This is a genomic window from Paremcibacter congregatus, from assembly GCF_006385135.1.
Classification (GTDB): domain Bacteria; phylum Pseudomonadota; class Alphaproteobacteria; order Sphingomonadales; family Emcibacteraceae; genus Paremcibacter; species Paremcibacter congregatus.
In genome coordinates this window covers 2,452,733-2,464,807 of sequence record NZ_CP041025.1, presented here as the reverse complement: position 1 = coordinate 2,464,807, position 12,075 = coordinate 2,452,733, and the positions used below count along the sequence as shown (strand labels likewise).

Below are 12,075 nucleotides of genomic sequence, written 5' to 3'. Positions count from 1 at the left end.
TTGTATAAGGTTGCACTAGAACCTGAATGATAAAAAAGGGGAAGGTGATGTTGCGGATTGCTTTTTGTGTTTTTTTACTGGTTGGCACTGCGGCGTCATCCTCTGCTGCAGATAAAATGCAGGTGGTGATGTTGGGGACAGGGACGCCGAATGCTGATCCTGACAGGTCGGGCCCCGCTGTTGCTATCGTCATGGGGAATCAGGCCTATCTGGTGGATGCGGGACCGGGCGTCGTGCGGCGGGCAGCTGCTGCGGCCCGTAATGGTGTTGTGGCGCTGGAAGCTGATAAGCTCAATATTGTTTTTCTGAGTCATCTTCATTCGGATCATACGCTGGGTTTGCCGGACCTGATCTTTACGCCTTGGGTGTTGGAGAGAGTGGCGCCGCTCAAACTGTTTGGCCCCAAGGGCACACAGGATATGGCCAATCATTTGCAACAAGCCTATTCGGAAGATATTCATTTGCGGCTGGAAGGGCTGGAGCCCGCCAACGAGGAGGGTTATAAAACCGATGTTACAGAGATTGATGCACCCGGTGTCGTATATCAGGATGCGGCTGTCACTGTCGAAGCCATACCGGTTTTGCATGGATCGTGGGAAACGCCCTACGGGTATAAATTTTCCCATAAAGGCCAGACCATAGTGATTTCAGGTGATGCGCGCCCGAGCCCGGCCTTGATTGAGGCGGCAACCGGGGTCGATATTCTGGTCCATGAGGTTTATTCCGCCGAGGCCTATAAAAGCCGTCCTCCGGTGTGGCAAAAGTATCATGCTCAATTTCATACATCGACGATCGAGCTCGCGGAAATCGCCCAGAAAACCAAACCGAAGTTGCTGGTGCTCTATCATCAGCTCTATTGGGGCAGGAGTGACGAGGACCTGATCCGGGAAATTCGTGAGGCAGGATATACAGGGCAGGTTATTTCAGCAACTGATCTGGATATTTACTAAGGCGCAGGAAAATGACAGGCATATGTGATCTTGGTGTTCTTTTAAGGGATATGCGACCGGAACTGTCGCAAAAAAAGTATGTCTTTTGTACACTGGCGATCGATGCGTTTAAGGCCTTGGCGGATTGTACGCCGTTATGTGTGTTCCATGAGCCTGAAGGCGTGAGCCTTATTATGGAAGAGTCCATGGCGATGGCGACGGGCCTGCCTTACGACGGCACATACCGGAAAATCACCTTGCAGGTTCAGTCCAGTCTGCAAGCCGTTGGGTTAACCGCAGCGGTGTCTGGCGCCTTGGCAGACCAGGGAATAAGCGCGAATGTGGTCGCGGCATATTATCACGATTATATCTTTGTCGAAATGGAAACCGCAGATCAGGCGCTTGACGTGCTGAATCGATTGTCACTTGCGTAGCAAAAAATCGATGGTGCCGTCTGGTCAAAATCTGTGACTGCTGATTTTAACGATTTAACACGGGATCCCGCAGGCTCTCAACGGCGCCGAGGATCTGACCTATAAAGTCTCCAGGAACGCTCAGTTCTTCCAAGGTTTCTTTGAGAAGATTGCCGACGGTATCAAAATGCGTGTCGTTGATGCCTTTTTGTCCCAGATTTTGGTGAGACCGGCGCATATACTCTCCCGAATTTTCGGCTTTTCCAGTCATAAGAAGCGTGAGGAATTTTTTCATCTTGCTGCGCTGTTGCGGCATGTCAATGTCTGCAAAGAAAGGATCCAGAGACTTTTCACTATTGATTTTATCGTAAAAAATATCGACTGCGGCATCTACCGCAGGCTCACCGCCAATTTGGGTATATAGGTTGGTCATAAAATACGCCTCAGGTTAAATGTAAATTACATTAGTAATTAATAATATTAAGGCGTTTAAAAAGGGTTAAATAAATTACTTATTGTTCAAAGAGGGGGGATTGTCGCATCTGCGACTGGGAGGAAATGGTAAAGGGGGGGAGAACTCCCCGCGCGCATTATGACGGGCGCGGTGAGTGAATTGGATGCGATCTTCTATCCTGTCAGTTTAACGATAACCTGCAGGGGGCAAGATAACCCTAGTCGAGCAGCTGGATATCAGCGGCAGCTTCTTTGCCTCTGTTTTCAGCAATATCGTAACTTACTTTTTGTCCGTCGTTCAATTGATGAACGCCTGCTTTTTCAAGAGCAGTAATATGTACGAATACATCTTTGCCGCCTTCATCTGGTGCGATGAAGCCATAGCCTTTATTTGCGTTAAACCATTTCACTGTGCCAGTTGCCATTTGTAGAGCATCCTTGTTTGTCTGTACTTAAGTTATTCCCGTTTATGCCGGGAGGGTCGTTCAAGAGTTTGCAGTTTAGTCGTATTTGAAGTCATTGGAGAGCTCTAGAAACAGGCATTTCAAAGTCACATGATGGACGTATTAGTCACTTTAGCGGACCGTTACCCCTTACGAGGTTCTGTTTTAAGATTCTTAATTCATATCCTCAAAATTGAGCTTAAATTGTAACTCAGTATGTATTTTTAAGTCAGAAATATCAAAAAATCAATCTAATATTTTGATCCCGTTGTCTAATTTCACTTTTGCAGGAAATTTTTTGAGGGCTTTGGGAAGTAAAGTGAGTTCTATAGAGGAGGTGAGTCTTTTCAGAAGGAATTTTGTAAATTTTCAGATTCTATTTCCACAATATAGAAATCATTTCCATTTAATGGAAATCGTGATATGAAAAGAGGAGATGAAGACTGGAAAGGAAGCCCTTTGATGACCTCTTATGAACGCCGTGGCGCACTGCAGATTGCCCAAGAATTATGCTGTCTGGTTGAGCAGGACATTCTGCCATCCCTTTCTGTATCGGCCGATGTGGTGTGGCAAGGATTGGCGGACCTGGTGGAGAGGTGTGGTCCGATAAACAAGACCCTGTTGGCGCGCCGTGAAGACCTGCAACTGAGGCTGGATAGCTGGCATAAAGACCATCGGGGGGCGTTCGATCCAGATGTGTATATGCGTTTTCTTTGCGATATTGGCTATTTGGTGCCGGAAGGGGCTGACTTTTCCATTGCCACGACAAATCTGGATGCGGAAGTCTCCATCCTTGCCGGGCCGCAACTGGTGGTGCCGGTGGATAACGCACGTTATGCCCTGAATGCAGCCAACGCCCGATGGGGCAGTCTGTTTGACGCCCTTTACGGCAGTGACGTCATCGCCGGAAAGGTGGCCTCCGGGGGGTATGATTCGGATCGCGGCGCACAGGTGATCGCCTGGGCCACTGATTTCCTGGATCAGTATATCCCTTTGGCGGAGGCCTCTCACGGTGATGTGCTGGAATATATTGTCGATGAAACGGCTGAGCCTGCCGCCCTGACGGTGGCGCTGAAAGGCGGGACGAGCGATCGGCTACGCTATCCAGAGGGATTTCGTGCAAGATGTCAGGATGGGGGACGATTGACGTTGCTGTTCTGTCATCATGGTTTGCACCTGGAACTCGTCATTGATCGCAGCCATCCGGTGGGTGCGGAAAATCTGTCCGGTGTCTGCGATGTCATTCTGGAATCGGCCCTGACGGCAATCATGGACTGTGAGGACTCTGTCGCGGCGGTTGATGCCGAGGACAAGGTGCGGGTCTATCAAAACTGGCTCGGCCTGATGAAGGGCGATCTCACGGCCGACGTGCAAAAAGGCGGCAAAACGATAGAGCGCCGTTTAAACCGGGACCGATTGTATCAAGGTGTTTGCGGCGAAGACCTCCGGCTGCCAGGCCGCAGCCTGATGCTGGTGCGCAATGTGGGCCACCTGATGACCACGGACGCCGTGTTGGATGAAAAGGGTAACGAGATACCGGAAGGCATTCTTGATGCCCTGATCACTAGTCTGTGCGCGTTGCATGATAGGGGCGCGAACAGCCGCACGGGCAGCATCTATATCGTCAAACCGAAAATGCACGGGCCGGAGGAGGCCGCCTTCACCAATGATCTGTTTGACCAGGTCGAGGATATCCTAAACCTGCCGCGTCATACGATCAAGGTTGGGGTGATGGATGAGGAGCGCCACACCACGGTCAATCTGAAAGAATGCATCCGGGCGGTGAAGGACCGGATCTTTTTCATCAACACCGGTTTCCTTGACCGCACCGGCGATGAAATCCATAGCGTTATGGAGGCCGGCCCCATGGTGCGCAAGAACGCCATGAAGGGCGAAGCCTGGATTGACGCCTATGAACGCTGGAATGTGGACATCGGTCTGAGTGTCGGCATGCAGGGCCGGGCCCAGATCGGAAAGGGCATGTGGGCCATGCCAGATGAGATGGCGCAGATGATGGCGAGCAAGGGCGATCATCTCCTTGCCGGGGCCAGTTGCGCCTGGGTGCCGTCACCGACCGCCGCCACCCTGCACGCCACCCATTATCACACCCATGATGTGGCGGCGCTGCAGAAACAACTCATCCGCCGCCCGCGCGCGGCGTTGCAGGATCTCCTGACCTTGCCGATCATGTCGGAAACCACCGTCAGCGATGCCGAGATAGCAGAGGAACTGGCCAATAACTGTCAGGGTATCCTCGGCTATGTGGTGCGCTGGATTGATCAGGGGGTGGGCTGTTCGAAAGTGCCGGACATTGACCATCGCGGCCTGATGGAAGACCGGGCGACGTTACGGATTTCGAGCCAGCATATCGCCAACTGGCTGCATCATGATATCTGCACTGGCCCGCAAGTGGAGAAGACCTTGCGCCGCATGGCGTTGGTGGTCGATCAGCAGAATAAAACTGATCCGCTTTACCAGCCAATGGGCCCGGATTTCACCGGTGTTGCCTTTCAGGCGGCCCGCGATCTTATTTTCAAGGGGCGGGATCAGCCGAACGGTTATACGGAACCGCTGCTGCATGCCCGCCGTCGGGAAGCGAAGGCGCAACAGATATGACGGAAAAAGTGATCGGCAAAGGCCAGGTGCAGTCCCTGACACGGGCGTTTTCCCTGCTGGAATGCGTCGCGGATGCGGGGATCGGTCTAAACCTCAGTCAGGTGGCGGCCAAGCTGGATCTGGCGCCGTCGACCGTGCATCGGCTGCTGAATGCCATGAAAGACAGGGGCTATGTCGAGGTGGATCCGGCGACGGGGCTTTGGTCCGTGGGCCTGCAGGCCTTCCGTGTCGGCAATGGTTATCTGCAGAAACGCGATTTTGTCACCCAGGCGCGGCCCTATATGAAAAAACTGGTGGCCGAGGTCGGGGAAACGACGAGTCTCGCGGTGCTGGACGGCGATCAGATGACCTTTATCGCCCAGGTGGAATGCCGCGAAGTGATGCGCATGTCGGTGCCTCTTGGCAATCGGGTGACGCTATACGCCTCGGCCGTCGGCAAGATGCAGCTGGCGACCCTGTCGGATGCTGAAGCCGCTGATTTGATGAAAGATGTCGCTTTTACGCCACTGACCGAGCGCACCCATGTCGGCCTGCCCAGCCTGTTGGCTGAGGTACAGGACATCCGCCGTAAGGGATTCGCCATTGATGAGCAGGAACAAAGCCTGGGCATGCGTTGCGTCGCGGCGGCAATTTATAATGAACATCGTGAGGCGGTGGCCTTTTTGACCATTGCCGGACCGACGGTGCGGCTAAAACAAAAAACTTTAAACACAATCGGTAAAATAGTCAGAGCGCTGGCGGATGAGGTCACAGGGGCCATCGGCGGACGCGAAAAAGACGAGACCTAGAGAGGAAGACCCATGGAACTTGATATCACAAGCTGGCTCAGTATGGCCATTCGCTGGCTGCATCTCATCACCGGCATCGCCTGGATCGGGTCATCCTTTTATTTCATCTGGCTGGACAATCATCTGCGCAAGGCCAAGGATGAGGTGGATACCGCCAAGGGCGTTTCCGGCGAGCTTTGGGCCGTGCATGGCGGCGGTTTTTACCACAAACAGAAATACAGCGTCGCCCCGCCGGAAATGCCCGGCGAGCTGCACTGGTTCAAATGGGAAGCCTATTTCACCTGGATCAGCGGATTTTTGCTACTGGCGGTCGTCTATTATTACGGCGCGTCGGTCTTTCTGGTTGATGCTTCCAAATACGCCATGGCGCCCCTCACGGCGGTGGCCATAGGCATTGCTTTTCTCATTGGCGGCTGGTTGGGTTACAATCTGCTGTGCCGTTCGCCGCTTGGGCAGAATAATGTCGCGTTCGGCTGGGTGTGGTTTGGATTGCTGACCTTATCCGCCTGGGGCCTGTCGCAGATTTTTAACGATCGCGGCGCTTATATCCATGTGGGCGCGATGATTGGCACCGTGATGGCGGCCAATGTCTTTATGGTGATTATTCCCAATCAGAAGAAAGTGGTTGCCGATCTGGTGGCGGGCAAGGCGCCTGATCCCCGTCTGGGGCAGGTGGCGAAGCAGCGTTCTCTGCATAATAATTACATGACCCTGCCGGTGCTGTTCATCATGATCAGTAATCATTATCCCCAGACCTTCGCCAACCCGCATGGCTGGTTAATCCTGGCCGGGATTGGTGCCGTTGGCTGGGTGATCCGGCATTTCTTTAACCTGAAGCACCGGGGAGAGACCCGTTACGGGCTGGTGGTGCTGGCGGTGGCGGGCTATATCGGCGTGATGGCGTTGGCGGCGTACCTCAGGGATCAGGCTCGGTCTGATGTGACCGTTGATGCGAATCAAGTCTCCTTTACGCAAGTGCAACAGATTATGGACAAGCATTGCGTCGCCTGCCATGGCACAGAGGCCACCCATGAATTGTTTGACGAAGCCCCCAACGGGGTGATCTTTGAGGCCAAAGATGTTATCCTGAAATACCGGGATCAGATTCTAGAGCGCGCGGTGGTCAGTCAGGATATGCCGCTGGGTAACGAAACGGGCATGACCGATGAAGAGCGGGCGACACTGGCAGCCTGGCTTAAGAAGACGGAGACGGACTAAATGAAAATCCTCACGGCACAATCCCTGACAAAGGCGGATTTCGCCCCTTACGGCGATCTGGTGGCGGCGCATCCGGTGGCCGCCAAACATATGATCAATGACGGCCATACCATCCGTTATCATGATCTGGCCGATATTCATTGTCAGGATAAGGTGGCGAAGGTGACGGTGAATATTTTCCGCTCCGACATGCAGGCCTTGCCGGTGATGATCGAGAAAATGGAACGTCATCCCAAATCCAGCCAGATGTTTATGCCGCTGTCGGACCGGCCTTATCTGGTGGTGGTCGCGCCGCCGGGGGACTTCGATCCGGACAGGGTCGAGGCTTTTGTCGTGCGCGCAGGTCAGGGGGTGAATTATCACGCCGGCACCTGGCATCATTACAGTCTGGCGCTCGAGGGGGTGAGTGATTTTCTCGTGGTGGATTATGCCGATGTGGAGGATAATTGCGACGAAGTGGCCCTGTCCGAACCGCTACAGGTGAGATTGCCCTAGCCGAAGATTTCCAGCAATTGCGCGATGACGCCAATGGCGACAATCTCCGGGGCCTTGCCGGGGATGCTGCTGAGGCCGATGGGGCAGGTGAGGCGGGCGCAGTCTTCTTCCGACAAACCGTCTTCTTCGCGAAAGCGCTTGAGGAAGCGGGTGCGTTTGGTCTTCGAGCCGATCAGGCCGCAATAGGCCGCATCGCCCCGGGCCAATATGGCGGCGGTGATGGCGTAGTCGATCCGGTGGCTGTAGCTCATCACCAGATAGGCGCAGCCGGGCGGGGCTTCCGCCACAACCTCAACCGAGGCGGTGGAAATACGCTTTTCCACATTGGCGGGCGCATAATTCGGGAATTCTGCTTCCCGACGATCGACCCAGATAACCCGGAACGGTAGATTATCTAGCCGTGCGACAATCGCCTTGCCCACATGGCCCGCGCCAAACAGATAAAGCGGTGTACGCCGGTCACCCAAAGGTTCTATCAAGGTATCGGCGGTTTGAAGGATCGTTTCAACCGGTTCTGGCAGGATGGCTTTCTGAACGTCCGGGCCGGTAAGCACAGATTGCAGGCTGGAAAGCGTGAGGCTGGCGTCGGCAGTTTCAATTTTTGTCAACAGCTCCAGATGTTGTGGGTCGAGCCGTTCAAGCAGTAATTCAACCCGTCCACCGCAGCATTGTTGGGTCTTGGGGCCAAGCGGCACATCCAGCTGCCGGACGTAAGGGCCGTCTGATCCTGCCATCAGCCGCGCCTGCTGCATCGCCATCTGTTCGAGAGTGCCGCCGCCGATGGTGCCTTTGATCCCCTCCGGTCCGACCAACATCTTGGCGCCTGCCTCGCGGGGGATCGAGCCGTGGGCCGCGCTGACGGTGACCAGAACCGCCCAGCCGTGGGTGGTGATCAATTTTGTCGCTTCGGCTGTCCAATGGGTCATGGGTCGATCTTGCTCAAAATTTCTTCCGGTGTCGCCGGGGCGTTGAGGGATGGGAAGCTGTGATCGTCGCCGCAATGCCGCACCGCCTGTGTCAGGGCGCAATGCACCGCGTTGGCCAGCATGAAAGGCGGTTCGCCGACAGCTTTCGAGCGTTTGATGGTCATTTCCCGGTTTTCCCCGTCCCACAGGTCGATCTTCATCACCGGTGGCCGGTCGGCGCTGGTGGGGATTTTATAGGTCGAGGGCGCATGGGTGCGCAGCACGCCGCTGTCATCATAGACCAGTTCTTCCGTGGTCAGCCAGCCCGCCCCCTGAATAAAGCCGCCTTCAATCTGTCCCTTATCGATGGCCGGATTGAGCGATTTGCCCGCATCATGCAGGATATCGACCCGCAGAATGCGGTTCTCACCGGTGAGCCGATCAATAATCACCTCGGCCACGGCAGCACCGTAGGCGAAATAGAAGAAAGGCCGTCCCTTGTGGCGGGCGCGGTCATAGTGAATTTTCGGTGTCTTGTAGAATCCGGTGCTGGACAGCGAAACCCGCCCGAGATAGGCCTGTTTCACCAGGGCATCAAAGCTGATCTCGCGGTTTTCAATATAGACATGATTGTTGCGGAAGCTGATATGATCCGCGGCGCAGTTATATTTTTTGGCGGCAAAGGCGATCAGGCGGCCTTTTAGGGTCTGGGCGGCATCGAGCGCCGCCATACCATTGAGGTCCGACCCGGACGACGCCGCGGTCGGCGAGGTATTGGGCACCTTGTCCGTATTGGTCGCCGAAATCTTGATCCGGTTGATGTCGATCTGGAATTCGTTGGCCACCACCTGCGCCACCTTGGTGAACAGGCCCTGGCCCATTTCGGTGCCGCCATGATTGAGATGCACGCTGCCGTCGGAATAGATATGAACCAGCGCCCCCGCCTGATTAAGATGCAACAGGGTGAAGGAAATGCCGAATTTGACCGGCGTCAGGGCGAGGCCTTTTTTAACATATGTATTCTGGGCATTGAAGGCCGCAACCTGCCTCAACCGGGCCTGATAATCGGACGTTTTATCCAGTTTTTCAATGAGTTGCGGCGCGATGTTATCTTCGACTGTCATGCCGTAAGGGGTGGTGAGGCCGGTGCCTTCGCCGTAGAGATTGGCTTTGCGCACCTCAAGCGGATCGAGGCCGCAGTCGTGGGCGACCTCATCAAGGATGCGTTCGATGGCGATCATGCCCTGAGGGCCGCCGAAACCGCGAAAAGCGGTGTTGGACACCGTATGGGTGCGGCAGCGGTAGGAGGTGATCTCGACATCGCCGAGGAAATAACAATTGTCCGCATGAAACATCGCCCGGTCATTGATTGCCGGTGACAGATCGACGGAATAGCCGCAGCGGGAGGCAAAGGCCAGTTTCAGACCGTGAATTTTACCCTGGTCCGTAAAGCCCACCTCATAGTCGATGCGGAAGTCATGACGCTTGCCGGTCATGATCATATCATCGTCGCGGTCGGCGCGGAATTTCACCGCCCGGCCAGTAAGCCGCGCCATTAGCGCCGCCGCCGCCGCATAGAGAGACGGATGCGTTTCCTTACCGCCAAAGCCACCGCCCATGCGCCGCACTTCGACCGTCACCGCATTATTGGGCAGGGCCAGAACATGGGCCACCAGATGCTGAACCTCGGTCGGGTTTTGGGTGGAAGACCAGACATGAACGTCACCATCCTCGCGGGGTTCGGCCATGGCGATCTGGCCTTCGAGATAGAAATGATCCTGCCCGCCAATGCGCAAACGACCATTCAGGGTGCGCGGGGCGGTCTTAAGAGCCTGGGCTGCATCGCCCTGGGTCATGAGCTGAGGGTCCTCGACGTAGGATTCCGCCGCCATGGCGTCATCCACCGTGATCAGGGCGGGCAACTCTTCATAAACGACCTTGGCCAATGTGACGGCTTTACGGGCCTGATCACGCGTCTCCGCCGCCACAGCGAACAGCGACTGACCGTGAAAGGATACGGTATCTGTGGCAAACAGGGGATCGTCGCCGGCGAAGGGGCTGACATCATTGACGCCGGGAATATCGGCGGCGGTGGCGACGGCGATAACACCGGGAGCGGCGCGCACGGCGTCAAGGTCCATGGAGAGAATTTTGCCATGGGCGCAGCTGCTTTGGCCGAGGCAGATATGCAACATGTCACGACGCTCGGGCAGATCGTCGATATAGCGGGCGCCGCCGGACACATGCTTCGCGGCGCTGTCATGGCGCAGTTCTTTGTGGATGTCACCTTTGATGGCCTGTGGGGTGGTCTCAGACATGGGCGGTTCCTCCCAAGGCATTATGGCCGACAAGGCGGGTGGTGGCGCCTGGCGTCGTCTGTTCATGGTAACATTTCAACAGCAGGTTTTGCGCCACTTTCATGCGGTAGTCGGCGCTGGAGCGCATGTCGCCTATGGGTTTAAAGTCAGTTTCCAGGGCGACCATGGCCGCCTCAATGGTTTTCTCGCTCCAGGGCGCACCAACCAAGACTTTCTCGGTGAGCTTTGCTCGAGCCGGGGTTGCCGCCATGCCACCATAAGCGATGCGGGCGTTGCTGACCAGACCCTTTTCGAGGGTGATGTTAAAAGCGGCGCAAACTGCCGAGATATCCTGATCAAAACGCTTTGAAATTTTAAAGGCGCTGAAATGCTGATCTTTATCGAGCTTTGGGACCTCTATGGCGGCGACAAATTCTCCGGCGCGTAGATCCTGTTTGCCGTAAGCGATGAAATACTCTTCCAGAGGCAGGCGACGGACGCCTTTCGCCGACTGTAAAACCAACGTGCTGTCGAGGGCGATCAGCAAGGGCGAGCTGTCGCCGATTGGGGAGCCGTTGGCGATATTGCCGCCAAGGGTGCCGCTGTTGCGGATCTGGGTCGAGCCGATGCGGCGGATGACTTCGCCGAGGTCGGGAAAATGTGGGTTGAGCGCGGGTAATGCCTCGGCATAACTGACACCAGCGCCAATTGTAATAAGGTCTTTGCTTTCAGAAATTTGTTTGAGATCCACTATCTGCCCGAGATAAATCAGGCAGGGCAGGTCACGCAACTGTTTGGTCACCCACAAGCCGACGTCCGTGCCACCGGCGAGGAGGGTCGCGTCCGGATATGTCGCCATCAGTTCCGCGAGGGCGTCCGCCGTCTTCGGCGCGAAATATTTCTTAACGGCGCCTGTATGGGAGCAGGTCCAGCTGAGCGCCAGCGTATCTGCTGTGGTCATGTCTTCCAGTTCCCGAACCCAGTCCGCCTCAAGAGCGCTGAGGTGATCGTCCAGGGTTTCGCTGAGCACCTGACGGGTGGCGTCGATAATCGGCCCATAGCCGGTGCAGCGGCAGAGATTGCCAACCAGGGCATTATTGATGCTGTCGAGGTCCTGTCCGCCGCCGGAACGCAGATGGGCATATATGGACATGACGAAACCCGGTGTGCAGAAACCGCACTGGGAGCCATGCAAATCAGCCATGGCCTGCTGCACCGGATGCAGACGGCCTTCAGGCGAGACGAGATCTTCGACGGTGAGAATCAGTTTGCCATCCAGGGTGGGCAAGAACAGGATACAGGCGTTGACTGCTTCGAAGTGCAGCTTGCCGTTTTTTAAACTGCCGACAACGACCGTACAGGCGCCACAATCGCCTTCGCCGCAGCCTTCCTTGGTGCCGGTGCGCGCCCGGTCATAGCGCAGATAATCCAGCAGACTTGTGCTGGGATCAATGTTTGTGATGTCCTGACGCTTTCCGCCGAGCAGAAAATGTATGCTGTCTTGGGTCATATATCTGC

Annotated in this window: 11 protein-coding genes; 6 read left to right on the top strand and 5 right to left on the bottom strand. The window is 55.5% G+C overall.

The window, feature by feature from the left end; translation table 11 throughout:
* The first annotated feature begins 47 nt into the window (after positions 1-47).
* Positions 48-950, top strand: coding sequence for an MBL fold metallo-hydrolase (locus FIV45_RS11185; protein WP_204602135.1), 903 nt, complete (start codon positions 48-50; stop codon positions 948-950).
* A gap of 11 nt (positions 951-961) precedes the next feature.
* A complete protein-coding gene (locus FIV45_RS11180) occupies positions 962-1,363 on the top strand; it encodes an ACT domain-containing protein (RefSeq protein ID WP_099472159.1) in 402 nt (133 codons plus the stop codon).
* A gap of 46 nt (positions 1,364-1,409) precedes the next feature.
* Here the strand turns inward: FIV45_RS11180 and FIV45_RS11175 are convergent, their stop codons facing one another.
* Complete coding sequence (locus FIV45_RS11175) at positions 1,410-1,775, bottom strand: group I truncated hemoglobin (RefSeq protein ID WP_099472160.1); 366 nt, start codon at positions 1,773-1,775, stop codon at positions 1,410-1,412.
* A gap of 238 nt (positions 1,776-2,013) precedes the next feature.
* Positions 2,014-2,220 carry a cold-shock protein gene (locus FIV45_RS11170; protein WP_099472161.1) on the bottom strand — a complete coding sequence of 69 codons (207 nt, stop codon included), beginning with the start codon at positions 2,218-2,220 and terminating at the stop codon, positions 2,014-2,016.
* A 480-nt stretch (positions 2,221-2,700) separates the two neighbouring features.
* Here FIV45_RS11170 and FIV45_RS11165 point away from each other — a divergent pair, with 480 nt between their 5' ends.
* From FIV45_RS11165 to FIV45_RS11150, 4 genes are read left to right on the top strand one after another with little or no spacing between them, the layout of a single operon-like run.
* Positions 2,701-4,854 (top strand): malate synthase G, encoded by a 2,154-nt coding sequence (locus tag FIV45_RS11165; protein ID WP_099472162.1) that lies wholly within the window; start codon positions 2,701-2,703, stop codon positions 4,852-4,854.
* The gene (locus FIV45_RS11160) at positions 4,851-5,642 is read left to right on the top strand and encodes an IclR family transcriptional regulator (RefSeq protein WP_099472163.1); all 792 of its coding nucleotides are present in this window, start codon (positions 4,851-4,853) and stop codon (positions 5,640-5,642) included. The genes FIV45_RS11165 and FIV45_RS11160 overlap by 4 nt, the downstream gene beginning before the upstream one ends.
* A gap of 12 nt (positions 5,643-5,654) precedes the next feature.
* Positions 5,655-6,860 carry a urate hydroxylase PuuD gene (locus FIV45_RS11155; protein WP_099472164.1) on the top strand — a complete coding sequence of 402 codons (1,206 nt, stop codon included), beginning with the start codon at positions 5,655-5,657 and terminating at the stop codon, positions 6,858-6,860.
* Positions 6,861-7,355 (top strand): ureidoglycolate lyase, encoded by a 495-nt coding sequence (locus tag FIV45_RS11150; protein WP_099472165.1) that lies wholly within the window; start codon positions 6,861-6,863, stop codon positions 7,353-7,355.
* On the opposite strand, the gene xdhC is transcribed toward FIV45_RS11150, so the two are convergent.
* Genes xdhC through xdhA form a run of 3 tightly spaced genes read right to left on the bottom strand, consistent with a single transcriptional unit; the run spans position 7,352 to position 12,067 of the window.
* Positions 7,352-8,281: a xanthine dehydrogenase accessory protein XdhC gene (xdhC, locus tag FIV45_RS11145; RefSeq protein WP_099472166.1), complete on the bottom strand. Its 930-nt coding sequence runs from the start codon at positions 8,279-8,281 to the stop codon at positions 7,352-7,354. The genes FIV45_RS11150 and xdhC overlap by 4 nt on opposite strands.
* Positions 8,278-10,578, bottom strand: coding sequence for a xanthine dehydrogenase molybdopterin binding subunit (gene xdhB / locus FIV45_RS11140; RefSeq protein WP_099472167.1), 2,301 nt, complete (start codon positions 10,576-10,578; stop codon positions 8,278-8,280). Before xdhB ends, xdhC begins: the two co-directional genes overlap by 4 nt.
* The gene (xdhA, locus tag FIV45_RS11135; protein ID WP_099472168.1) at positions 10,571-12,067 is read right to left on the bottom strand and encodes a xanthine dehydrogenase small subunit; all 1,497 of its coding nucleotides are present in this window, start codon (positions 12,065-12,067) and stop codon (positions 10,571-10,573) included. The genes xdhB and xdhA overlap by 8 nt, the downstream gene beginning before the upstream one ends.
* Between the last annotated feature and the right edge of the window lie 8 nt (positions 12,068-12,075).